This window comes from Microbacterium gallinarum (assembly GCF_014837165.1).
Lineage (GTDB): Bacteria > Actinomycetota > Actinomycetes > Actinomycetales > Microbacteriaceae > Microbacterium > Microbacterium gallinarum.
Window position 1 is genome coordinate 1 of record NZ_JACSPM010000005.1, and the last position, 24,456, is coordinate 24,456.

Sequence of the window (24,456 nt, forward strand, 5' to 3'; positions counted from 1 at the left end):
TTCAGGCGACGCAGGATGTCGCCGATCTCCTCGCGACCGCTGTCGAGCTTGCCCGACATCGCTTCCATCTCGCCGTAAGAAGCCTTGAAATCCGCCATCGTCATTCCCTTCGTCCGTGGACCGGGTCCGGCCCGGTGACTCCACGCTAACCCGGGACCGCCGGAGTGCCCATGGGGACCATTCCCCATGGCGGACGTCGGGCGCTATTGCGCCAGGTGCCGCACCGCGTCGGTTACGGCGTCGTCGTCCGTCAGCAGCTCGATGCGCTCGAAGAGGTCGATCATCGGCTGCTGCATGATCGCGAGGGTGACGAGGTCCTCGTCGACGGCGTTGAGGACGAAGAGGAGATCGGATGCCGCGGCCACGGTGCGGATGCTGCCGGCGACGCCCTGCGCGGTCTCCGGATCAGCAGCGACGTCCGACAGGCGCACGGTCGCCGCCGACTGCACGACGGTGCCGAAGCGCTCGGAGGCATGCGAGGCGATCTGCGGCGCCGTCGGCGAGTCGATGCCCAGCATCGCGACCTCCTCGAGGTCGACGTCGGCCGGGGCCTCGCCGTACACGCTGAGGAAGGCCACCCCCATCGTGCGGCCGTCCTCGGGAGCGAACCACAGCACGTGGTCGACGTCCTGCGGGCGATCGGAGGCGACGTTGAAGGCGGCACGCTCGAAAGCGGCGCGGCGCTCGGGATCGTCGGGGATGGCGGCGTCCGCGATCGCCGCGGACCAGGCCGCGGCATCCGCCCACTCGAGATACGGGAAGGCCGGCGGCACGCCGATCCACTCGCGGTCGTCGAGATCGATCACGTAGTCCGTCATGCGGGCCGGCCCCACTCGAACGTGCCGATGATCCCGTGCCCGAGCGTCTCGAGCGAGCGGTCGGGCTCCTCGCCGCGATCCTCGGTGAGGACCGTGTAGGCGTACAGCAGGTGCAGGGCTCCGGCGTCGTCGGGCCGCGGGATCATGTAGTGGAGGGTGACGGATGCCGCGGCATCCTGCCCCTCCAGCTGGTCGGCGCGGTCGTACCAGCGGTACCAGCGGGCGCCCGTCGCGTCGACCTCTTCGACGGCGGCGTCGCCGGCCCGGTCGGCCACCGCCCGTGCGAGGCCACCGGGCGCGAACCGCACCGGCACGACCGTGAGCGAGGCCGGGAGGACGGAGTCGTCCATCGTGACGACGGGCAGGTGCACGCCGAGCGCGCGCCGCCGGCGGAGACCCTCGAACATCCGGTGGATGTGCTGGCGGATCGCGAGCGCCACGTCGGCGCGGCCGGCGTCGCGGGCGCCGCGGGTCGCCAGCTCGGTGAGCTCGCGCTCACTCTCGACGTCGGTGCGGAACTCCCGCCAGCCGGGCGGGAACAGCATCGAGAACCCGAGTCCGGACGGCGGTGCGGTCGGTGTGCTCACGCGTCGTCTCCGGGCTGGTCGTCGGTGGCGCCGGACGGCCGCTCCGACGCCTTCGGGGAGGCGGCGGCCGCGGCGGCCTGACGGGCGCGCAGGTCGGCGAGGTCGGCCTCGAGGGTGGCGCGCGCCTTCTTGTCGTAGCGCGCCCTGCGCCGCAGTTCGACCTCCTCGAGGAAGAACGCGTCGCGCTGGACGGGGGCGACCGGCGAAGCCGGCAGCGTCACGCGGCGGATGATCAGCACGATCGCGCCGATCAGCGCGAGGGGGGCGCCGAGCCAGTGCCATCCCATCGTGCGATCCCCGTCGGGGATGCCGCCCGGCTCGGGGTACACCCACGACAGCAGGATCGGCAGGAGGAGGAAGACCGTGAGCGCGTAGACGATCGTGTTGGTCAGCAGCGCCTTGTGCCGGGCGTCCACGACCTTCCACAGCAGAACGGCGGTCAGCAGCGGGGCCAGCGCGACCGGGACCGTCAGCCAGCTGGGCAGCGGGATGAGCGGGAACGGCACATCGGAGTCCCACGCGGACGTGCCGTCGACGGGGTTGGGGATGCCCGATACGAAGATGTTCACGATCGTGACGACGATGAAGACCGCCGACGCGATGAGGCCGATGCTCATCGGCATCCAGCGCGGGCCGATGCTGCGCTCGCGCGCAGCGTCGGCTTCGTCGCCGATGGCGTAGGCGAAGGGCGAGTGCGGCGGGGTCACGACACGAGGCTCGCTCTCCAGCCGCTGTAGCGTTCGGAGTTCTGCGTGGCCATGAAGTCGGAGTTTACAATCCACGTGACCGACGACTCGAAGACGGAGGCGGTCTGCGCGAACTGAGACGGCGCGAACGACGCGACCTCGGCGGAGTTGGCCCACGCGACAGCGTCGTCGCCCACGCGCGAGCCGTTGCGCAGCAGGAAGTTCGAGAAGCTCGTGACCGGGTTGTGCCCGCCGCGCCACAGGTTCATCACCGGGCGGTCGATGAAGAAGTCGCGCATCGAGAAGCGCGAGAGCAGCGCCGACGACCGCATGCCGGACCGCACGGCGTAGTACGCATTGCGTGTGCCCGCCCACGCGTTGTTCCCGAGGCCTGCCAGCCGCGAGAACGGCCCGCCCGACATCGGCGCGTAGCCGAAGCGGGGGAAGGTCGACCGCACGGACGCGCGCATGATGCCGCGACCTGCCGAGAACGTGGCCGAGACCCCCCGCAGCGCGGCGATGCCGCCCCTCGCCCCCGTGATGAGCGGTCGGGCGAACGGGATGACGCCGATGATCGACAGCGTCAGATCGAGCCAGTTGCCTCTGCCCTTGGCGTACTTGAGCACGTTGATCGCGACCATGACGAGGGCGATCACCGCGCCGATGGCGGCGATGGCCAGCGCGATGGGACCGGTCACGAAGATCGCGACCACCGCGAGGCCGACCGCGATCCAGCCCAGGACCGGCAGCAGGTCCTCGCCCCACGCGTCGTTGTTATCGGCCGCGTCGAAGGCGTCCTCGATCCCGTCGACCGCGTCGTCGTAGGCGTCCGACCAGGTCGAGAACTTGCGGTCGAACGTGCCCCACAGTGACGCGAGCCTGCTCTCGGCGTTCTCCCGGGCCGTCTCGGCGCTGGTCTGCGCGTCGAGCGCGGCCTGCTTCTGCGAATCGGAGACGTCGTCCTCCCACGGCATCTCGTAGCGGTGGTCGCGCACGAGCCGGTCGGCGTCGGCCTCCTCCGTCCGGGCCGTCGCCAGGTCGCGATGGGCGTCTTCGATCTGCGGGATGAGCGGGTGGATCCCGGTCTGCGCCGTGTCGAGCTCGACGGCGTACGTCTTCAGCACCGCGCCGGTGCGCTCGTACCGCGTCGCGGCCTTCTCGAGGTCGGGATACGTCTCGCCGGCGACCTCGCGGACGGCGTCGACGGACTCGGCGATCTGCCGCGTGCCCTCGCTGATCCGCTTGAGCTGCGTCGCCGTGCGGCGCATGACTGCGCCCGCGTCGACGAGATCCTGGCCGTAGCGGCGCACGTCGCCGGGGTTGCCCTCCAGACGGCGCAGCAGGTTGTTCTCGGGGGAACGGAGTGTCATCGTGTCCTCACACCGCGTTGTCGGGGGCCGACGACTGCATCGCGGCGGCGGCCTCGGCGTCCCAGTTCTGCCACCCGTCGATGACGTCCTGGAGGTGCTTGCGGATCTGGTCGAGGTTGTCCTTCAACTCGCCGCGCGTGTTGTTCCAGTCGTCCTCGAAGTCGTTCGCCTTGCCGTGGAGCGAGCCGCGGCCGTCGGGGCGGCCGATCGCCTCGGCGATGCCGTCGGCGACGCCGGTCGCGGAGTCGAACTCGCCGATCGATGCGTCGAGCCCGGCGAGGACCTCGTCGAGCTCCTGCATGTTGAGGTAGATGTCTGGCACTTCTTCGCCCCCCGCATGGCGCGGCGGGGCGGCCGAGGGCCGCCGCCGCCGCGAAGTCGTCAGTTGCCGGCGAGTGCCTGGTCGGTGTCCTTGATCGCCTGCTGCATCTTGCGCAGCGACTCACCCATGTCAGCGATGCCCTCGATGGCCTTCTCCAGACCCGTGGTCAGCTCGGTGTAGCCCTCGCCGAACTTGCCCGACGCGTGCTGCGTCTTGAAGTCGTCGCCGAGCAGACGGTCCACATCGCTCTTCAGGCGACGCAGGATGTCGCCGATCTCCTCGCGACCGCTGTCGAGCTTGCCCGACATCGCTTCCATCTCGCCGTAGGAAGCCTTGAAATCCGCCATCGTCATTCCCTTCGAAACCTCGGACCGCTCTGGCCCCACGTCAGGCTAACCGAGCGGGTGAGCGCTTCCCAATGGGGATCATTCCCCATCCGCGGCATCCGCTCGTCTCTACTCCGCGACCAGCGGCAGCTGGACCGTGACGACCTGCCCGTTCTCGACGAAGAGGCCGCGGCCGACGGGGAACTCGTGCCGCTGCACCTTCGGGAAGGGGACCTTGAACAGCGAGTCGCCGTCGTACGTCTCGGGCCGCAGGGCGATGCCGTGGCGTCCGCCCTTGAGCTCGCCGATCAGGCCGTAGCCGCTGCTCAGCTGCGACACGTCGCCATCGGCCACGAGGAAGTGGTCACTGCGGTTGATCGCCTGGAAGAGCTCCTTGAGCGGGCGCTCGGCGTCGGTGTCGCCGTACTCGGTGATGTTCTCGACGACGACCGCGATCCGCTTCGAGGTCGACTCGTCGGCAACGACGTCCTTGAGCTCCTTCGCGAGCGCGCGCACGTCTTCGATGGCCGACACCGCCTGCCGCCACGGACGGTAGTCGCGCAGTGCGGCGCGACGCCCGCCGACGTGGAAGAGCTCGACATCGGGATCGAAGCGCTCCAGCGACGAGACGATGCCGCGCAGGGCGGTGGTCTTGCCGCTCTGCGGCGGCCCCGCGACGACGAACGTGCCGACGGGCTCGAAGCCCTTGGGGCCGAGGGTGTCGTCGCCGATGCCGAGCGCGGGGAACTCCCCCACGCGCGCCGGCAGCTCGGCGACGTCGAGCTCGACCGGGAGCGACCCGATGTTCTTCGCCTCGACGGCGCCCGCCGCCCGCAGCGCCGCGGCGAAGGCCTCGGCGGCGGTGTTCTGCTCGGCGACGTTGGTCGTGCCGCCGATGACGGCGACCTGGGTCTCGAGGCCGTCGACGATCGCACGGCCGGGCACGCTGCGCTCGTTGAGGACGTCTTTCGCGACGCCGAGGATCGAGTACGCGCCCTCGTCGGACATGCGCAGCACGATCCGCTTGGTGACGTTCGCGCTCACCGCGGTCGGCACGGCGCCGTAGCGGTCGGCTGTCGCGACGACGTGCACGCCGAGCGGGCGGCCCTCGCCGAGGAGGCGCATGAAGATGCCGTAGAACGGCGCGCGCGTCGACGACGTCTCCCAGTCCTGCTTGAAGACGCCGAACCCGTCGAGCAGCAGGATGATGCGGGGCTCGGCGGCGTCGCCGGTGATCTGCCGGTACTCGGTGAGGGTGGCGGCGTTGACGTCGGAGTACCGCTTCGCGCGGTCGTCGAGCACGCCTCGCAGAGTGCGCAGCAGGCGCTGAACGCGCTCGACGTCGTCGCCCGAGACGATCGACCCGACGTGGGGCATGATCTCCATCGAGCGCAGCGCGCCGGTGCCGAAGTCGATGCCGTACACGGCGACACGTCCGAGGTCGGGCCGTGCGCCAGCCGCGATGCCGATCGTGCGCAGCGCGGCGCTCTTGCCCGCGCCGCTCGTGCCGTAGACGAGCATGTGGCCGTCGGTGTCGGGCTGGAAGTAGACCGCCTCCTGCAGCTGCCGCTGCGGGATGTCGGCGAGGCCGATCGGGATGCGCTGGTCACCCTCGAGCGGCAGATCGCGCAGATCGATCGTGCCGGCGAGGTCGTCGAGCCACGGACGGCGCGGGGCGGGGATGCCCGCCTCGGCAGCCGCGGCCACGAGGTTCGCGACGAGGCGCTTCTGGTCGTTGGGACCGAGGTCCTCGTCGTGGGTGTCGGACTCGCTGTCGCCCTCGGCCTCCCATAGGGTGACCGAGCCGAAGCGCAGCTCGGCGACCCGCACCTGGGCGCGATCGGGCTCTTCCGCGGTCCAGCCGCCGGCGTACCCGGACTGGAACGGCACCAGGCGACCGGGGCCGGTCTTGGCGATGCCGCGGCCCGGGATCGACGGGTCGAACGTCGAGGCGACCGGGTCGCCCACGACGTCGTTCGAATCGGCGGCGTCGGCCATCCGCAGCGCGACGCGGAGGTTCGTGTTGGCGCGCAGGTTGTCCTTGATGACCCCCGCAGGGCGTTGCGTCGCCATGATCAGGTGGATGCCGAGCGATCGGCCGCGCTGGGCGATGTCGACGACGCCGTCGACGAACTCCGGCACCTCGGTCGCGAGCGCGGCGAATTCGTCGATGACGAGCACGAGCGCGGGCGGGGTCTCGGGGTCCTGGCGCTTCTCGAGTTCGAGGAGGTCCTTCGCCTTCTTGCGGTTGAAGAGGTGCTCGCGGTGGTGCAGCTCGGCGCGCAGGCTGGTGAGCGCGCGCCGCACGAGGTGCGGGCTCAGATCGGTCACGAGACCGACCGTGTGCGGCAGCTCGACGCAGTCGGCGAACGCCGACCCGCCCTTGTAGTCGACGAAGAGGAACGTCACCCGGTCGGGGCTGTACTCCGCTGCCATGCCGAGCACCCAGGCCTGCAGGAACTCCGACTTGCCCGAGCCGGTGGTGCCGCCCACGAGTGCGTGCGGCCCCTGGGTGCGCAGGTCGAGCGACATCGCGTCCGGGCTCCCCTGCCCGACGTACGCCTTCAGCGTTCCGGCACGCTTGAGCCGCGGACGCGGGCCGCGCGCGCGGTCGATGACCGAGTTGTTCTGACGCCACCGCTCGACCGCCGCCTGCGGCTCGGCCGCCATGTCGGTGCCGATGAGGCGCAGCAGCGACACGCTGTTCGGCAGGTCTGACGAGTCGGCCGCGACGGAACTCGAGTCGACGACAGGCGCCAGGCGCTTGGCGAAGATCTCCGCGTACTCGCGCGAGACGCCCTCGATCGCGACCTTCTGAGCGCGATCGCCCGCGCGCACCCAGCCGACGGTGGCCTCGTCGAGGCCGTCGCTCACGTCGATGAACGTGCGACACGACGCCGGCAGCGACTCGACGGTGGGAGCGACGAAGACGGTGTAGACGCCGGCATCCGGTCCCCGCTCGATCACCTGGGTGAGGCGCGGACGGTCGACGGGCGCGTCGTGCGTGACGAACAGCACGAGCGAGACGTCGCCGGCGGCCGACCCGCCTCCGCCGCGCTGCTCGCCGACGTGCTTGCCCAGGGCCATCGAGACCTCGCTCGCGGCGAGCGGGCCGCGGTGCGTCGCCGACCCCGACAGGCGCTCGAGGATCGCCTCCTCGAGTCCGTTGAGCAGTGCGGTGCCGGCGGACTGGCTGTCGGCGAGCGCCATCTCGGCGAACGGCGAGCGCGGGCTGGTGGTGTGGGGCAGCCACTTCATCCACTCCATGTCGCCGGTCCAGCCCGGGTCGACGATGGCGGCGGTGACCACCTCGTTTGGGGCGTGGAGCCCGAACAGCTGCACCCCGAGGCCCCGCACGACGTCGGCGGCGAGCTCGCGGGGTCCTGCGATGCCGATGGCGCCGGCGGACGGCAGCAGCTCGATGACGGGCACGTCGTCGATGTGCGCGAACCGGTCGCGGAGCCTGCGCACCTGCTGCGAGTACTGCGCGATGCCGCGCTGGTCGTTCGCCTCCTGGATGGTGTTGCGGCTGTGTCCCGCGCCGACGCCGAGGCGCAGCCCGAGGAAGTTCCAGTGCTCCGGCCGCCGCGTCCACAGCATCGGCCCGAGCGCCATGGCGTTCTCGTACACGGTCGCCGTCGCGGGCGCCTCGGCCCGCCGGCGCTCGCGCTCGACGATCTCTTCCAGCTCGAGCTGCTCCTCGAGCTCGTCGAGCTGCGTCTCGAACGTCTCGATCTCGAGCTGGAGCTTCTTGCCCTGCTGCGTGCGCTGGCCGATGAAGTTGCCGAGCATCATGAGCGGGGCCATCGCGACGATCAGGAGCGAGGTGGGGCGCTGCGTGACGGCGAACATCGCGAGCCCGAGCAGCACCGGGGCCATGATCATCGGCCACGGGAAGATGCGCGGGTCGGCCTCGTTGGGGATGATCGGATGCCGGAACTCCTGGCCCGCGTAGCGGTCCTCCACGCGCGGCGAGCGATTGAACATGAGCGCGCCGCCGCGCTCCAGCACGAGCGACGCGTCGGTCTCGACGCGCGGCACCAGCGAGAACGACACCTCGGTCGCGCCGATCGTGATCTTCTGGCCCGGGATGACCCGGACGCGCTGCACGAGGCCGCCGTCGACGATGAGGCCGTTGGCGGAGTTCAGGTCGACGAGCTCGATGGACTGGTCGACCTCGACGCGCGCGTGGCGCTTCGAGACGAGCGGATCGTCCAGCAGCACCTGCGCGGGAGCGACGCGGCCGATCACCGTCGAGCCCGCCGGGAGGGGGATCGTTCGACCGGCGTCGGGGCCGCTGTGGATGCGCATCACGGCCGCGGTCACCGCGCCGTCGGCGCCGGCCCCGTGGACGGCGGGCACGACGGAGGCGTCGAAGCCCGAGCCGATGGGCGCGTCGGCGATCGACGCGGACGGGTCGAGGTGGACAGGGCGACCCGCCGGCGAGGCGACGAGCAGCGTGGGCACGTCGCTCGCGTTCACGCCGCCCGGCGCGGCGAGCGCGTCACCCTCGGCGAGGGCGCGCGCCACATCCTGCACGGTCGCCGTCGAATCGGCGGTCACGAGCACGTCGACGGTGGATCCGACGCCTCGACGCAGACCCAGCTTCAGCTTCACGAATCAGCACCTCTCGGAACGAGCTCGAACGTCCTGCCGCCGATCTGCACGGTCCAGCCCACGGGGACGCGCATGCGCTCCCCTGCCGGAACGTCGACGACGTCTCCGCCGGGCGACAGCAGCTGCGTGCCGTTGCGCGAGCCGCGATCGCCGACCCACACCCCCTCGGCGTCCTGCCCGAACGCCGCGTGCGTCTTCGACATGAGTCGCTGCGGGTCGTCGAGCCGCACCACGGCGTCGGCGGTCTCACCCGCGGCGGGCTCCGGGTCGCGGCCGATGAGTCCCAGCACGGGAACCCGGAGCACCGAGCCGTCGTCGAAGCGGATCATGGCCTGCGCCCGGCGCAGCCCGGCGGCCGGCGCGGCGCCTGCCGCCTGCACGACCTCGGCCGGCGTCGGCGCAGCCGGGGCAGTGGCCGAGGTCCGTGCCGGAGCCGGCGTGGCTGCCGGGATGGCGGATGCCGCGGCGGGCGCTGCAACGGCAGCGGCGTCGGCCGCCGGGGGCGCGAAGCTCAGCGCCGCGGGGGCGAAGCTCTGCGCCGTCGGGGCGGCAGGCGGGGAATCCGCTCCGGGCACGCCGTCGATGACGCTGTCGTCGCCCGGCGCGGCGAGCGCCCACTGCGCCCCGGTGCCGCCGGGGCCCACGACGCCGGCGCGCGAACGCGCGTCGGGGATGCGCAGGGACGACTCCGCCGGGGCACCGCTCGCCATCGACGGCAGCTCCTCGGTGTCGTCGGGGCGACCGCGCAGCGCTCGGCGCGCGTGGCGGAGCGCCTTGGCGTCGAACGGGTCGAGCCCCGCGCGCGCGTCGATGACCCAGCATCCGCCGATGCGGTCCAGGATGCTGCGCCCCCTCCGCTGCGGGTCGGCGAGGCTCGACGCGAACAGCACGGCGGGGCCGATGACGACCAGCACGAGCGTGCTCGCCGCCAGGACGAGGGCGCGCAGCACCACTCGCCAGAAGCCCGGACGACCGAGGTCGGTCGCCGAGATCGAGCGAAGGCGCAGCGCGGCCTTGCCGGTCGTCACGCCCCGTCGGCCGTGGAGGATCAGCTGGATCAGGACGAAGAGGCCGGAGAGGAACCAGCCGCCTGCGATGAGGAGAAGGACCAGCAGTGAGGTGTCGCCCAGGGCCAGCATGACCATGCCGGCGATGAGCGGCGCCGCCAGGACCAGCCAGATGGCCACGTCGATCGTGAACGCGAGCGAGCGGTAGCCGAGCCCGGCCGGCACGATCCCGAGCATCGCCGCCGTCTCGGGCGCGACGGGGCTGTCGTCGAGGGGCTCGTCCCGCGTGAGGCGGGCGGGAGCGGCAGTGTCGGTCATCGTCATCCTCAGGTCACCGGTCGCCGTCAGGTCAGCAGGAGCACGAGCGCAGCCGCAGATCCGAGCACCACGGCCGCCGCGGCGAGCACGACGACGAGCATGCGCCGTCGGTCGCGGGCTCGTGCCGCACGCTCCACACTCTCATGATCCGGGACGGGGCCCGTGCGCTGGACGTCCGGAGGACGCACCGGCGCCGGCCCGCGGACGGCGGTCACCGGGGGAACCGGACGCGGCGGGACGGGGGCGCGGAGCGCGTCGACGTCGGGGACGCGTGCGTTCCGCGCGCCGGGCGCGGCGCCGACGGCACTCGGCCCACGACGGGCGTCGCCCGACGCGGCCAGCGGACGCAGCAGGGTCTCCTCGACCTCCGGCGCGGTGTCGGTCGCCGCGGCGGACCGGCGCGAGAGCACGGTGTCGTCGTCCGCGACCGCAGGCTCGGCCGGGACGCGGGCGCGAGCTGAGGGGATCGTGTCGTCCGGCGTGTCCGGCCCATCGGGGTCGGACTCGCCGCGACGGCGCACCGACACCACGGTCTCGTCATCGGGCTCCGGCGCACCGCCCCGACGCGCCGAGATCTCCGTGGCGTCGTCGACCGGGTCGGACTCGCCGCGACGGCGCACCGACATCACGGTCTCCTCACCGACCGGGTCCGGCGCGCCACGGCGTCGCGCGGAGATCACCGTCGCCTCGTCGACCGGCTCGGCGGCGGCCCGCCTGCGGGCGCCGATCACCGTCGCCTCGTCGACGGCGTCATCGTCGCCGGGCAGGGCGGGATCCGCCCCGGGACCGGGTGGGTTCGCGGGGTCGACCGGCGTCATCGGCTCGAATCGTCGGCCAGCAGCCGCAGTTCGGCGTCGCCGAGCAGCAGCCGAGCCGGAGCACGGTGCGCGGCGCCGGGCGGGATCTCGCGCTCGGCGCCATCGGACGCGATGAGGATCGTGCCGTTGGTCGAGTGCAGATCGGTCACCGACCACTCGTCGCCGTTGCGCTCCAGACGCATGTGCGTCTTCGACACCGTGCCGTCATCGATCACGACGAGCTGCGCATCCGGATACGCGGTGCTCGGCGCCGGTCGGCGACCGACGAGCACGATGTCGGCGGTGAGCTCGACCAGACCGCCCGAGGGCACCACGATCGACCACTTCGCCTTCCGGCGGTTCGCGATGACGGTCTCGTCGACGCCGTCCGGGATCTCGGGCAGCACATGCTGAGCCGAGACCGACGCGCGCGCCGACCGCGGGGTGCCGGCATCCGGTGCACCCACCACGGCGGACACCTCGCCGGATGCCTCCGGGAAGGCGTCGCCCTCGGGCAGCGGTGACCGCGCCGGAGCCCACGGCTCGACATCGGGGGCCGGCTGCGCCGCGGGCACCCGAGTGACCGCCGGACGCACGTCGGACTCCTCGTCGGGACGTTCGGCGGCGACGCCGGGGACCGCGGCGATCGGGTGCGGGGCGCCGCTGACGGCCGCCGTGACCTCTCCGGTCAGCTCGACGACGGCGCCGAGGTCGAAGCCGCCCCAGTTCTGGTTGGCGCGCGCAGACGACGCGGGGGCGGGTGCGGACTCCTCGTCGAGCACCGGCGACGGGTCGGCCGGTCGGTGGGGTGCGCCGGGGTGTGAGGGCTCGGTGAAGTCGAAGGATGCCGGGGGCACGGGCCGAGACGCGCCGGTCACCGGCACGAAGGAGATCGGCTCCTCCGCGGCCGCGGCCGCGGAGGCGGGTGCCGTGCGGGGCGTGTCCGCTGCAGGAGCGGGCGGCACAGGTGGTACGGGCGGAGCGGGACGCATCGTGGCCGGCGCGGCGGGGGCCCATGCGTTGCCGGCGGGCGCGGCGCCGGGCAGCGGCGGAGGCGCGCCGGCGTCCGCCGGAGAGGAGCCGGGAACCCGGGCGTCGGTGTGCGCGGTGGAGCGGCGCACCCCCGCGGCGGGCTCGGCGCCGACCCAGCGGGCCGAACCGAATCCGAGGACCGTGGCCCAGACCGGGAAGAGGAGCGCGGCGAGCACGGTCATCCCGACGCCGTGCCCGAACGCGACGTTGACGCGGTAGCAGGCGATCACGACGACGACCCACAGCGCGATGCCGCCCAGCACCGGGACGAGGGCCATCAGCACGAGCCAGGGCGAGAGACCCCCGAGCTGGAGCAGCACGATCACGTTGAGGACCGGAACCCACGCCTTCCAGGTTTCCTCGCCCGACTTGCGGAACACGGCGGAGAGCGCGAGCGCGGTCCAGACGTAGACGGCGGCGACCGCGAGCAGCGAGATCAGGATCCCGGCGACGGTGGCGGATGCTTCGGCATTCATGGCATCGGGCGCGCGGGCTGGACGACCCGGCGCCTCCCCCTCTCGGCGAAACGCGTGCGGGCACCCGGGGCGGGTGCGAGGTGTCGGACGAACGATCTCAACGATACGGTCACGGCAAGCCCTCTCCAGAACCCTCGCTCCTTCGCGAGGCGGCGACGCTCCTCGTCGACCGCCCGCCAGTACTGCGCGGCGTCGGCGTCCGTCTCATCTGCGGACGAGAATACGGCGCGATCGGCGGTGTCGGCGAGTTGCAGCCCCGTGTCGGAGCCGAAGTCGCTCGCGAGCTCCCGGCGGGTGTGCGTGCGCGGCGCCTCGCAGCCGGCGTCGAGGGCGGCGTCCACATACTCCTCCCAGCCCCCGGCGATGCGGGCCGCGGGAGAGGATGCGCGGCGCCGTCCGCGTCGGCGCGCCGCCTTCGCCGCGATGACGACGAGGAACGGCCCGAGCGCGAGCCCGAGGATCAGCAGCGCCACGCCGGAGGTGCGCAGGATCGGCCACAGCCACGCGAGGTCGAGCCCGGCGTCGTCGGCGGCGGGATCGCCCGAGGCCGAGTCCTCCTGGAGCGGATCGGGGGGCAGCACCTCCTCCACGGTGTCGGGCAGCACCTCGGTGACGATCTCCGGGTCGCGCTGCTCCGTCACGTCGAGGCTGGGCGACTCGGCCCATTGCGGGGTGACGTCGACCGTCACCCAGTCCCCCTCGGCCGACTGCACCTCGGTCCAGGCCGACAGGTCTCGCGCCCGGCACACGCCGTCGTCGCACGACGCGAGACCCGGCTGGGGCTCGCCGATGCGGGCGCCGAGCACGACCCTCGACGGGAACCCGAGTTCGCGGGCGATCAGCGCGACGGCGACGGCGAACTGCTCGTCGTCGCCGACGGCGGCGACGTAGTTGCCGGAGGCCTGCGCGCGCGGGTCGTCCTCGCGCTCGAGCAGCCGGTCGAACATCGCGTCGATGCGGGCGAGCGAGTGCCCCGACGCGCTCGGCTGGAACGTGTAGTCGGGCAGCTGCTCGGCCCACACCGGGAGCGGCTCGCCGGGACCTCCCCTGAGACCGTGGCTGAGGTAGCCGCGCTCCCGCAGCAGCGCGACGAGGTCTGCGAGAGCTGCGCCCCCGGTGCCCGAGACGTGGTTCTCGACCCACGCGCGCAGGCTGTCCGGCGCGGCGACGTCGCCCGCGGTCGCACCCGGGGCCTCCAGCTCCGCCAGGGCGGGGACCTCCGGGTCGACGCCGTAGGCGGTGTAGCGGTCGCCGGGAGCGAGCCCGCCGCCGGCCGTCTGCACGCCGGCGGACGCGGCGGCGTTGTAGTAGAAGCGGTCGGCGAGCGACGCGGCGCGCGGACCCTCGAACGCGACGCCTGACAGCCGCCCGGCGGTCGGCATCCAGATCCCGCCCAGCGTCTCGATCTCCACCGTGGCTTCGACCGGCGTGCCGGGTCCGGCATCGAGCGACGAGGGCACGCGCACGAAGCGTCCGGCGTCCGCCGCCCCCTCCCCACCGCTGCGGAACACCTCGCCGTCGTAGGTGTCGAGGGTGGCGACCCGCACGCGCTCCGGCGTCGCGGCGTCCGCGGTCACCGTGAAGAGCACCTGCTGCACGCGGTCGTCCTCGAACAGCGCGCGGTACTCGGCGAGCGGGCTCACGGCTGCGGAGAGGTCGACCTCGGGTCCGACCGCGGTGCGCAGCACCTCGCGTTCCGCTCCGCGCGCGGCGAACGGCACGACGCCCACGGCGAGCACCAGCGCCGCCGCGACCATCCCCGCGCCGAGCGCCGTGCGCCGCCGGTCGGCCCGCGACGGGCGACGCGAGATGCGGACGCCGCTCGACGCCGCGGCGCGCTGCAGCGCGCGAAGGCGCTCGTCGTGCGTGCGCCAGGCCAGCCACAGCAGGCACGACAGCAGGCTCAGCGCGCCGAGTGCGGTCTCGGCCGGGGCGTACAGCGTGACCGGCCCCATCTCGAGGGGGGCGCTCACCGTCGTGCGTCCGAAGAACAGCCCGAACGAGACCATCCCGAGCGCGACGGGGACGGCCAGGTAGGCGATGCGATCTTCGCGCCACGCGAGCAGCAGCAGGAGGCAGGTCCCCGCGAGGAAGACGATCAGCGCCGGAACGAGGAGGTTGCGGTACGAGCCGACGGGCAGCTCGACGGTGACGAGGTCCTTCCAGCCCAGCAGCGCCCCCGACGCGAGGTCGCTGAACCCGCGCAGGAGGTCGTTCGGCCCGCCGAGACGCGACGGCACCGCCAGCGGGACGCCGAGGACGAGGAAGGCGCCGGCCAGCGCGCCGGCGACGATCCAGCCGCTCCACCGCAGTCGTGCGGCCACCGCCGCGAGCGTGGCGGCGATCGAGACCGCGACGGCGACCAGCAGCCCGAACGCGGCCGAGTGGTAGATCGGCCACGCGGCCGCCGCTGCCACACCGACGACCACGAGGGCGAACAGGCTCCCGACGACGATGCGCGGAACGAGCACCGGTCGCCGCTCGGCCGCGGTCGCGGCATCCCGATTCGCACTCATGCCGTCGCTCCGCGCAGAAGGAGACCCGACAGGTCGTCGAGGGTGCCGACGGTGAGGACGGTCAGCGCCGAGAGCGGCTGCATCCGCGGATGCGCGCGCTCGTCGCAGATCACCGCGACGACGCTGGTGTCCGCCGAGAAGGCGAGGGCGGCCTGCTGCAGCCGCGTGAGGGTGATGCGGGACCCGACGACGACGAAGGCGATCGACAGGCGGTCGCCCGACTCGGCGGTGAGCCGGCAGACGTCGGCGATGGGCATGGTGCTCTCGAGCGTCGACACACCGCTGAACCCGTCGAGCATGGGGCGCGGGGAGCCGGCCGGGATGTGCCGGATCGCCCGCAGGCGACCACGGACCACGCGCGGGATCTCCGACCCGGTGACGATCTCGACGTCGCGCGCGTCGCGGACCGCGCGCAGGCCGAGCGAGGCGGCGCACGAGACCGCCAGCTCGAACTCGTCGGGATCGGCGTACTCGTGCTCGGCGACGCCCAGCACGACCGCCATGCGCGAGCGCCGCGACTCCTCGTACTGGCGCACCATCAGCCGCCCGGTCTTGGCGGTCGACTTCCAGTGGATCTGGCGGCGGGAGTCTCCGGGCGCATACTCGCGGATCGCGTGGAACGACATGTCGGAGTCGACGAGCCGGCGGGTCGGGCTGCCCTCGAGATCGCGGATCAGGCCGGCGCTCGTGGAGGGGAGGGAGGTCGTGCGGGGGTGCACGTAGACGTCGTGCACGTCCTCGAACGCGTGCTCGCGGCGCAGCAGGCCGATGGGGTCGCTGCGCACGGTCGTCGCGGGTCCGACGGTCACGATGCCGCGACGCAGGCCGGGGATGTCGAGGGGCTGCGAGACGGTGTGGCCGGGGCGCAGCAGCGGCACGCCGAACTCCACGAGACCCGCGCCGACGGGGATGTCGAGGCGACCCGGCAGGGCGATGCGATGGCCGTCGTTGCGCACGACGATCTCGCCGGTGACGCCGTCGCCGGCCACGACCCGCTCATGCGTGAGCGACAGGTCGACGTCGTACGAGCGTGCCCCGAAGAGGAAGGGGACGGATGCCGCGACCAGCACGAGCGCGGCGGCGCCCGCCACCATCCACTCCACCCAGCCGAAGACGATGCCCAGTGCGAGTCCCGCCGTCGCGGCGAGCACGACCAGCACCCCGGCCGGCCGGATCGTGCGCGCGGCCCACCCGGCCGCCGCCGCGATCCCGCGGGTGAGGGCTGTCCACGCGCCGACGAACCACACCACGACACCCACGAGGGCGCGCGACCGGCCGTCCGACGCCACCGACGTGGCGGTGACCGTCGTGCGGCCCGACGACCCCGTCGAGACGGAGGTGCGGGTGAGGCGGGACTCGGTCAGGCTCATACGGCCTCGCGGCGACTGGGCGGTGCGACGTCGAGCAGAACCTGGCCGATCACGGCCTCCTGCGTGACGCCGTCGAACTCGGCCTCGGGGTGGAGGATCAGACGGTGCGAGAGCACGGGCACGGCGAGCGCCTTGACGTCGTCGGGCGTCGCGTAGGTGCGTCCCTGCGACACCGCGCGCGTGCGGGTGGCCCGCGTGAGGGCGAGGGCGCCGCGGATGCTGACACCCAGCCGCACCTCGTCGGCCGACCGGGTGCTGTCGACGAGCCGGGCGATGTAGTCGAGCACGAGGGCGTCGACGTAGACCTGGGCTGCGAGGTCGGCCATGCCCACGAGCGCCTGCGGGGTGATGATCGGCGCGAGGTCGGCCGTCGCGACCGCGGCGCCGTCGAGGATGCGCACGGTGGCGGCGTGGTCGGGGTAGCCGAGGGAGGTGCGCATCATGAAGCGGTCGAGCTGCGCCTCGGGCAGGCGGTAGGTTCCGGCCTGCTCCACCGGGTTCTGCGTCGCCAGCACGAGGAACGGCACACCCACCTGGCGGGTGACGCCGTCGATCGTCACGCGGCCCTCCTCCATCACCTCGAGCAGCGCCGACTGCGTCTTGGGGCTCGCGCGGTTGATCTCGTCGGCGAGCACGATGTTGGCGAAGATCGGGCCCGCGTGGAACTCGAACACGCCCTCCTTCTGGTCGTACACGCTGATGCCGGTGATGTCGCCGGGCAGCAGGTCGGGCGTGAACTGGATGCGCGTGTTCGTCCCCTGCACCGACTGCCCCATCGCCCGCGCGAGCGACGTCTTGCCCGTGCCGGGGACGTCCTCGAGCAGCACGTGACCCTCGCTGAGCATGGCGGTCAGGACGAGCTCGACCGTGTGGCGCTTGCCGAGCACGGCGCGCTCCACGTTGTCGGCGAGCTGCCCGAACGTCTGGGCGAACCAGGTCGCCTGCTCCTGCGTGATCGTCATGTGTCGTCCTCGTTCATCTGGCTGGGTCGAAGGGGTCACGGCGCGGGCTCCGGAGGCGTGCCGGGATCGCAGGTGGCGCCGAGGGTCTGCGACGCGGGCGCGAGGTTCCAGGCGGCCGCCCACGAGACCGTCACCTGGAGGCCCTCCACGCGCGTCGCTCCCGCGGGCACGGTCCAGGTGCCCGCGGTGTACGGCAGAGCCGCTCCCGCCGCATCGTAGAAGACCGCGCCGGCGTCGGACCACGCGATGCCGGCTTCGCCGTTGCTCGACGAGCTCGTCGGCGACAGGGGCGCGCCCGCCACGCAGGACCCGACGTCCCAGCGCGCCTGCACCTGGTACGGCGCACTGCCCGGCGCGGGCACCACGGGCCCGCGGTCCGACTCGGTGCCCCAGATCCGGTGACGGAAGAACACGCGGATGCCGGGATCGCGGTCGTACACCGACGTGCCCGGGCCCCAGCCCTCGTACACCACCACGTTGAACCGCGGCGGGGCCTGGCCCGGAGCGGGGTCGTCGACGATCCGCCAGCGGGCGGCCTGGCCCTCGATCACGGGGTCGGGCGCGACGCGGAAGGTGTAGCCCTGGGGCGCCGCCCCGGACTGCTGGGCGCGCACCGTCGCGTCGGCGGACGCCGAGCCGAACGAAGCGCCGTCGTACCAGGACTCCACGCACACGTAGTAGCGGTAGTCGCGGCCGTCCTCCATACCGGGGAACGAGGCGCGGTCGCCGCCTGCGACCGGGGTGCAGGAGCCCCGCTCGTCATAGGGGACGATACCGAAGCGCAGCTGCGAGCCCGTGCCGTTCGGCTGGGCGGTCGCGACGGCGTCGATGGTCGACAGTCCGTCGCCCGTCGACCGCGAGACCAGCGACAGCGTGACGTTGAGCGGGGCGCCGACGCCGTTCGCCGTGATCGTCGTCGTCGTGCCGTTGGGCTGTCCGCCGAGCCCGGGCGGGAGCGCGAAGCGCGACAGCGGCGTGATCGTGACGGGGTTCGCCGCATTCGACCCGACGCGGAAGCTCGGCACCCGCACGGTGACGTCGTTGCGGCCGACCGCGACGCGCTGCGTCTCGCCGACGGCGCTCACGATCTCGAGAGTGCCCGTCTCCGCGGCATCCACACCTTCGATGAGCAGCGAGATGATGCCACCCTCCCCCGTCGCCGTCGCGACCGGCGCCCAGGTGATCCGCGTCGGCGCGGCCGGGGTGTCATAGGCCCACGCGACGGTGCGCACGCCGGTGCGCGACTCGCCCACGCCGTTGACCGCGACCGCCTCGTATGTGCGCTCTTCGCCGTTGGGGGCGGTGATGGCCGTGCAGACGCCGTCGGCGGTGCAGTCGCTGACCTTCTGCCCGTTCCAGCGGATGACGAACCCCGACAGGGCCGGGTACGCGAGGCGGGACTCACCCGGGTCGACCCGGAGCGTCACCGTCTGGTCAGCGTAGGCGGTCTGCACCACGCTCGCCGGCGCTTTCGGGTAGCCGAGCAGATCGAGGAGCAGCCGGCCGTCGCGCTCACCGCTCGTTGTGCGGTTCTGCGCGTCGCGCACGGAGAACGTCGCCGAGCAGGTGGCACCGGGGGCGTCGCCGGTCCACGACGCCGCGACGGACGTCGCGGACGCGACCTGGAACGTCACGCCGACGCAGGCGCCGGTCGCTCGCACGTCGACGACCTCGAGCGGAGTGCGCGGCAGCGGGTTGACCTCGCCGCCGACGCCGACCACCGAGATGGTGCACGAGGAGCCGCTCGCCTGCGAGCACTGCTGAGTGGTCGAACCGCCCTGCGGGAGCGTCGAGGGGGCCGCGCCGACGCGCAGGATGAGCCGCACCGGGGCCACCTCCTCGTGGCTCGTCACCGACACGATCGCCGCCTCCTCCGAGCCGGGAACCGCGGTGTCGCTTCCGGTCACCGTGACGATCGATCCCTCGAGCGACACGTCGAATGTCGAGCCCGGGTAGTCCAGGTCGTACCGGATGCCCTCCCAGTCCTGACGCAGCTGCCAGGAGGTCATGTCGCGCAGGTCGAACGTCGAGGTCTCGCCGGGTCCGACGGTCATCGAACCGGCCCTGAGCACCGGCTGCGGGTCGAGTGCGTTCACGACGATGGGCACGGAGAGGTAGGTCCAGTCGTCCTGGCCCTCGAGCCTGACCGGCACCTGGCACGAGTCCGCCCACGGACCGCCGGGGCCGGAGTCGTACCGCACGCTCGTGCCGCTCTCGGCCACACACGCTGCTTCCGCTCGGGCGCCCGACGCGCGCACGTCGCGGCCGACCTCGAGCGTGGTGCCGCGGGGCTTGGCCACCAGGTCGGCCATGTCGAACGTCACCGACTCAAGCTCGGTCACCTCCGGCGACGCGGCCCCGGAGCGGATCGAGAGCGCCAGGTCGTCGTCGCCCGGCACACGCAGGAACGCGTACGTGGTCACCGGGCCGTTGACGCCCTCGCCGGTCACGGCGAACGGGATCAGCCGGGTCCTCGCGGGCAGCGCACCGCTGATGTCCCAGCCGTCGACGTCGATGCCGGGCGGGTCGCCCCACAGCGACACCTCAAGGTCCGAGACGTCACCGCCCGACCAGGTGGCCTTCTCGTCCAGCACGTCGACGCCGTCGGGGAAGTCCTCGCGCGTCTCGGCGGTGAGGATCGTGTCGGTGACGACGGGGTAGTCGGGCACGTTCTCGCGGACGACCTTGACCACGATCAGACCTCGACCGGTGTTTCCGGAGCTCGATTCGACGTCGTAGAGGAACGACATCGTCGTCGGCTCCTCACCGGCCTCGATGACGACGGTCGAGCCGTCGGTGCGTCGCACTCGATCCTCGAGCCGGTCGAACTCGGGGTTGTCGGTGCCGTCCAGGAGAGTCTCCGGAAGGTCGGGACGCACAGCGGTGATCGAGAGCGTGCCGAGCGTCGGGTCGACGTCGTTGGCCAGCGGGCTGACCCGGATGGTGTTGCCCTCGCCCGCCTGCACCTGGACGTAGTCGGTGAAGGTCACGGGGCTGGGGTTCGATTCGGCGTCCAGCACGCCGATGCGCACTCTGGCCTCGCCGGTGTCCCCGAAAGCGTCGACCACGCGGTAGCGGAACGTCACCTGGCCCTTGTCGCCGGCGACGCTCGAGTAGACGATCGACTTGCCGTCCGCCGAGATCGTCGCCGCGCCGCGCTCCGGCTGCGTGACGATGCGGTCCAGCATGACGACATCGCCGTCGGGGTCCATGCCGAAACCGTCGAACTCGATGAGTGCCGACGCCCCGCTCAGCACGCGGCCCTCGAGCCTGTCGGGAACGGGCGCCCGGTTCACCTCGTCTTCGAGCACGCGGATGCGCACGACCGCATCATCGGCGAGCGCCGGAGCGCCGGTCGTGAAGACCCGGTAGTCGACCGCATACTCGCCCGGCTCGTCGGGCGCGAGGTAGCGCAGCAGGTCGCCGGAGGCGAACGCGAGCGCATCGTCGGTCGATGAGACCACGGACGCCGGGTTCAGCGTGGGGCGTCCGCCCGCGGGCGAGATGTCGTTCTCCAGGACGGGGATGTCGATCTGGGCGCCCGCCCGCACGACGACGGTGTCGTCGACGGCGATGGGCGCGAGCTCGGGGGCGAGCGGAAGCAGGTAGACGGTCGCCTCGCCCACCACCCGTGAGCCGGCGTCCTCGGTGCCGTCGCTCACGACGTAGCTCACCGTGCCGAGGCGGCCCGGCTGGCCCGTCGCCGTCGTGCCCGACACGCGGAGGTTGCTCTGACCGACGGTGTCGACGGTCAGGGAGGCGCCTTCCTCGGCATCCGCGACGACATCGCTGAGCAGCAGCACGCGTCGCGTGGGGTTGGAGACCGCCGCGAAGACGTCGAGCGTCGCATCCTGCTGGGGGCGGACGAAGGCGACCACGGGCGACGTCGCCAGATCGGCCGGGGCATCCGCCGCCAGCAGCGTGATGCGGGCCGTCCCGGTCACTTCGCTCGTGCCGTCGGTGACGGTGAAGTCGACGCGGAACGTGCCGGGTTCCTTCGCCGAGAAGTCGAACTCGGTCGTGCCGTCGACCGCCGTGGCCGTGGCCGCCGCGTCGTCGAGCACGCGCACCGAGTCGAGCCGGAGCAGGCCGGCCGTGCCCGTCACGTGCGGCGCGATGTCGACGGTCAGCGCGGTGTCGACTGTGTCGACGACCGCGAAGGACTGCACTTCGAGCAGCGGCTCGGGCGACACCGTGACGACGAGGGACTTCCGGGTGGTCGCCCCTTCGGTGTCGGCGATCGTGACGACGAGCTCGACCTGCTGCTCCGCCCCGCTGCCGTCGTCGCTGTGCTGATAGACGACGTCGCCCGACGGCGTCGCGGCCACGCTGCCCACCGCGCCGGTGTTCTCGACCGACAGCAGGAGGAGCGGGTCGCCCTCGGGGTCGACCCAGCCGGGCAGCACGGGCACGGTGACGGTGCCGCCGCGCGCCACCTCGGGCTCGGGCCATTCGACGAGGCACCGTTCGACGCCGCACCACTGCGGAGCGGTGTTGACGGATGCCGCGGCCGCCGTCAGCGTGACGGTCGTCGTGTCGGAGAAGAGGCCGGATGTGGCGGTGCCGTCGGTCACCGCGTACGAGAACGTCGCCGAGCCGGTCGCCTCCGGCGTGGTCCGCACCGCCAACCGCTGCCCGTTGTCTGTGATGGACACCGTGCCGAAGGCGGGATCGAGGCTCGACAACGACGCGGGGTCGATGCTCAGGACGTCCTCGTTCGGGTCGTGGTCGTTCATCAGCACCGGCAGCGAGGTGAGGCTCCCCGGGCGCACGCCGAAGGCATCGGGCTCGGCGATCGGCGGCTTCGGGTCGATGACGACCGTCAGCTGATCGTCGCTGGGCACGGCGTCGGACTCGGTGCGATCGTCGAGCGACCAGTCCTGGCTGGACTCGATGAGCCGGCCGTCGGGGATGGTCCAGGCCCAGCCCGATCGGGTGTCGTTGAGGATGACGGCGCGGTCGCTCGCGACGAACGTCGGCCGCCGTTCGTCGGCGAGCTCTCCAGTTCCGTAGTCGAGCCCGGTGGCCCCGCTGTCCGAGCTCCACAGGGACCCGCCCTCGGCTCCCACCCCGAGCCACGCGGCGTAGACGATGCCGTCCTGCACGATCGGCCGCGCCGGAACGCCGCGGGGCGCGTCCGGCTCGCCGGCCTCGGTCTCCGGGGCCGCGCCGTCGGCAGGCACGCGCACCAGCACGGAGTCGTCGGCCAGATAGACGCTCTGACCGGCGGGATCGGGCTCGCCCACGACGAGACCGGCACTCGCCACGGTCTGTGTCGGGCCATCCGCGCCGCGCAGCCACACGTCGCCGCTCTCGGTGTCGACCACCGCCCACAGGTCGCCGGCCGCGGTGATGGCCGGTGCGGCGATCTCGTCCGTTTCGATCGGGTCACGGCCCGCCACCTCGCCGGCCTCGATGTCGTAGCGCAGGACGGAGGCGTCCTCGCGCGAGTAGGCGAAGAGGATGCCTCGGTCGTCGACGGCGATCGCGTCCGCACTGTACGGCGGCGCGTCCTCGTCCTCCGAGGGGAAGGGGTCGAGCCGGGCCGGGTCTCCCGCGGACAGCAGTCCCGCGAACACCACGCCGGCGTCGGTGCGGTAGGCGACGAAGTCGCCCGCGGTCGCCACCTCGGTCGTGCCGGCAGGGGTGGACGCCGATGCGCGCAGGGCCTCGTCGTCGAGATCGGTCGGCAGCGACTCGTCGATGCGAGTGACCTTGCTGAGGCTGTCGCTGAAGATGTAGGCGGCATCGCCGCTCTGCACCACGCGGTCGGGGTTGCTGATCCCGCGCACGGTGTCGAGCTCGCGCACGGAGGTGTTCACGCGGGCGTACTGGCGCCCGTCGCCCGTCTGCAGTGCCCACACGGCGGTGTCGACGTCGGGGGTCTCCTGCGCATCGAGCCCCGGCCAGATCACGCTCGCCCCGATGACCACGGCGGCGACCGAGGCCGAGGCGACCAGGCCGGCGACCGTGCGGCGGCGCATCACAGCACCCCCGTCGCGAACATCGCGACGAGCACGGCGGCACCCGCCACGGTGAGTCCGACCACTCCGCCGACGATCCACGGCACGGCGCTGCGACGCGCGGGCCCGGGCGCCGAAAACTCGGTGTCCTCGTCGCGGGCGAGCCCCGAGACCCCGGTCGTGGCGCGGCGCTTGCGTGTCGAGTCGCGCTCCAGGTGCGACCGCGCGGGACCGCGCAGTGCGGAATCGGTGAAGTCGACACCGGCGGATGCGGGCGCCCACTCCTCCTCGGGGATCTCGAGCGAGGTCGGCGACAGTCCGAGCTCCACCTGCACCTCGCGGAGCGCCTCGGCGAAGGCGCGCGCCGAGGCGTGTCGGCGTGCAGGGTCGCGGTTCATGGCGGTCGACAGCACCGTCTGCAGCGACGCCGGCACGTCTGCGCGCGCGATCTCGGTGTAGCTCGCGCGTGCGATCCGACGGCGGAGCAGGTCCTTCGTGTTCTGGCCGCGCTCACGCCGCTCGAACGGACTGTGCCCGGCGAGCAGGGAGTACACCGTGGCGCCCAGGCTCCAGACCTCGCTGGCGATGGAGCCGGCAGTCTGCTCGGCCACGACCTCGGGCGCGCTCCACGGGATCGACATGGCCAGGACTTCGTCGGCGCTCTTCTGGATCAGCGACGAGGAGATGCCGAAGTCGGCCAGCACCGGCGTGCCGAACGTCGTGATGAGGATGTTGCTCGGCTTGACGTCGCGGTGCACCAGTCCGGCGCGGTGCGCCGACTCGAGGGCTCCGGCCATGCGCACGCCGATCGCGAGCACCTCGTCGACGGGGATCCGCTCGATGCGGTACCGCTGGGCCAGCGACCCCGGGCAGTACTCCATCACGATGTAGGGCCGGCCGTCTGCCGAGATCCCGGCCTGGTAGACGGTCACGATGGAGGGGTGCGCCGAGAGGTGCGCGAGCACGTCGGCCTCGGCGTTGAACATGCGGCGCAGGTCGGGATCGCGTACGTCGCTCGGCAGGACCTTCACGGCCACGTTGCGACGCGGCATGTCCTGCTCGTAGAGGAAGACGTCGGCGAAGCCGCCCGAGCCGAGGGGGCGGATGTAGGCGAGTCCCGGCAGAATCGGAGGCGCGGAGGGGAGCCTGGTGGCCACGACTCCTCCTTCGGTTCTCCTGCCGCCGAAAGAGCCGGCGTGCCGATCGCACAGCAAACTCGGCCATGCTAACAAAGTCGTCTCCATGAGCCTGTGCACACCCTGATGCTGTGGACTGCAGACGGTCTCTGC

General features: G+C 72.5%; 15 protein-coding genes. All 15 read right to left on the reverse strand.

Features of this window, described 5'->3' with window-relative positions; all coding sequences use genetic code 11:
- Positions 1-203: 203 nt before the first annotated feature.
- The 15 genes from H9622_RS13530 to H9622_RS13600 all read right to left on the reverse strand — a co-directional run bounded on the left by H9622_RS13530 (position 204) and on the right by H9622_RS13600 (position 24,324).
- Complete coding sequence (locus H9622_RS13530) at positions 204-818, reverse strand: hypothetical protein (protein WP_191766949.1); 615 nt, start codon at positions 816-818, stop codon at positions 204-206.
- Positions 815-1,405 carry a hypothetical protein gene (locus tag H9622_RS13535; protein ID WP_191766950.1) on the reverse strand — a complete coding sequence of 197 codons (591 nt, stop codon included), beginning with the start codon at positions 1,403-1,405 and terminating at the stop codon, positions 815-817. The genes H9622_RS13530 and H9622_RS13535 overlap by 4 nt, the downstream gene beginning before the upstream one ends.
- Positions 1,402-2,112 (reverse strand): hypothetical protein, encoded by a 711-nt coding sequence (locus H9622_RS13540; protein WP_191766951.1) that lies wholly within the window; start codon positions 2,110-2,112, stop codon positions 1,402-1,404. Before H9622_RS13540 ends, H9622_RS13535 begins: the two co-directional genes overlap by 4 nt.
- The gene (locus tag H9622_RS13545; RefSeq protein WP_191766952.1) at positions 2,109-3,461 is read right to left on the reverse strand and encodes a hypothetical protein; all 1,353 of its coding nucleotides are present in this window, start codon (positions 3,459-3,461) and stop codon (positions 2,109-2,111) included. The genes H9622_RS13540 and H9622_RS13545 overlap by 4 nt, the downstream gene beginning before the upstream one ends.
- A 7-nt stretch (positions 3,462-3,468) precedes the next feature.
- A complete protein-coding gene (locus tag H9622_RS13550) occupies positions 3,469-3,783 on the reverse strand; it encodes a flagellar protein FlgN (RefSeq protein WP_191766953.1) in 315 nt (104 codons plus the stop codon).
- 59 nt (positions 3,784-3,842) lie between these two features.
- Complete coding sequence (locus H9622_RS13555; protein ID WP_191766954.1) at positions 3,843-4,130, reverse strand: WXG100 family type VII secretion target; 288 nt, start codon at positions 4,128-4,130, stop codon at positions 3,843-3,845.
- 108 nt (positions 4,131-4,238) lie between these two features.
- Positions 4,239-8,726, reverse strand: a complete 4,488-nt coding sequence (locus H9622_RS13560; RefSeq protein WP_191766955.1) for an FtsK/SpoIIIE domain-containing protein — start codon at positions 8,724-8,726, stop codon at positions 4,239-4,241.
- Positions 8,723-10,051, reverse strand: coding sequence for an RDD family protein (locus tag H9622_RS13565; RefSeq protein ID WP_191766956.1), 1,329 nt, complete (start codon positions 10,049-10,051; stop codon positions 8,723-8,725). The genes H9622_RS13560 and H9622_RS13565 overlap by 4 nt, the downstream gene beginning before the upstream one ends.
- Positions 10,052-10,077: 26 nt before the next feature.
- On the reverse strand, positions 10,078-10,869 hold the full coding sequence (locus H9622_RS13570) for a hypothetical protein (protein WP_191766957.1): 792 nt from the start codon (positions 10,867-10,869) through the stop codon (positions 10,078-10,080).
- Entirely contained in the window at positions 10,866-12,356 is a 1,491-nt protein-coding gene (locus H9622_RS16030) for a DUF5684 domain-containing protein (RefSeq protein ID WP_191766958.1), read from the reverse strand. Before H9622_RS16030 ends, H9622_RS13570 begins: the two co-directional genes overlap by 4 nt.
- Entirely contained in the window at positions 12,353-14,872 is a 2,520-nt protein-coding gene (locus H9622_RS13580) for a transglutaminase-like domain-containing protein (RefSeq protein ID WP_191766959.1), read from the reverse strand. The genes H9622_RS16030 and H9622_RS13580 overlap by 4 nt, the downstream gene beginning before the upstream one ends.
- Complete coding sequence (locus H9622_RS13585) at positions 14,869-16,242, reverse strand: DUF58 domain-containing protein (RefSeq protein WP_191766960.1); 1,374 nt, start codon at positions 16,240-16,242, stop codon at positions 14,869-14,871. The genes H9622_RS13580 and H9622_RS13585 overlap by 4 nt, the downstream gene beginning before the upstream one ends.
- On the reverse strand, positions 16,239-17,204 hold the full coding sequence (locus tag H9622_RS13590) for an AAA family ATPase (protein WP_191766961.1): 966 nt from the start codon (positions 17,202-17,204) through the stop codon (positions 16,239-16,241). Before H9622_RS13590 ends, H9622_RS13585 begins: the two co-directional genes overlap by 4 nt.
- Positions 17,205-17,239: 35 nt before the next feature.
- Positions 17,240-23,188, reverse strand: coding sequence for an Ig-like domain-containing protein (locus tag H9622_RS13595; protein ID WP_191766962.1), 5,949 nt, complete (start codon positions 23,186-23,188; stop codon positions 17,240-17,242).
- On the reverse strand, positions 23,188-24,324 hold the full coding sequence (locus tag H9622_RS13600; RefSeq protein WP_191766963.1) for a serine/threonine-protein kinase: 1,137 nt from the start codon (positions 24,322-24,324) through the stop codon (positions 23,188-23,190). The genes H9622_RS13595 and H9622_RS13600 overlap by 1 nt, the downstream gene beginning before the upstream one ends.
- Between the last annotated feature and the right edge of the window lie 132 nt (positions 24,325-24,456).

What these genes read in the sequence shown, in the direction of transcription:
- H9622_RS13530 (WP_191766949.1), bottom strand. Translation starts at nt 818, where the DNA reads ATGACGGACTACGTGATCGATCTCGACGACCGCGAGTGGATCGGCGTG.
- H9622_RS13545 (WP_191766952.1), bottom strand. Translation starts at nt 3,461, where the DNA reads ATGACACTCCGTTCCCCCGAGAACAACCTGCTGCGCCGTCTGGAGGGC.
- H9622_RS13555 (WP_191766954.1), bottom strand. Translation starts at nt 4,130, where the DNA reads ATGGCGGATTTCAAGGCTTCCTACGGCGAGATGGAAGCGATGTCGGGC.
- H9622_RS13565 (WP_191766956.1), bottom strand. Translation starts at nt 10,051, where the DNA reads ATGACCGACACTGCCGCTCCCGCCCGCCTCACGCGGGACGAGCCCCTC.
- H9622_RS13570 (WP_191766957.1), bottom strand. Translation starts at nt 10,869, where the DNA reads ATGACGCCGGTCGACCCCGCGAACCCACCCGGTCCCGGGGCGGATCCC.
- H9622_RS16030 (WP_191766958.1), bottom strand. Translation starts at nt 12,356, where the DNA reads ATGAATGCCGAAGCATCCGCCACCGTCGCCGGGATCCTGATCTCGCTG.
- H9622_RS13580 (WP_191766959.1), bottom strand. Translation starts at nt 14,872, where the DNA reads ATGAGTGCGAATCGGGATGCCGCGACCGCGGCCGAGCGGCGACCGGTG.
- H9622_RS13585 (WP_191766960.1), bottom strand. Translation starts at nt 16,242, where the DNA reads ATGAGCCTGACCGAGTCCCGCCTCACCCGCACCTCCGTCTCGACGGGG.
- H9622_RS13590 (WP_191766961.1), bottom strand. Translation starts at nt 17,204, where the DNA reads ATGACGATCACGCAGGAGCAGGCGACCTGGTTCGCCCAGACGTTCGGG.
- H9622_RS13595 (WP_191766962.1), bottom strand. Translation starts at nt 23,188, where the DNA reads ATGCGCCGCCGCACGGTCGCCGGCCTGGTCGCCTCGGCCTCGGTCGCC.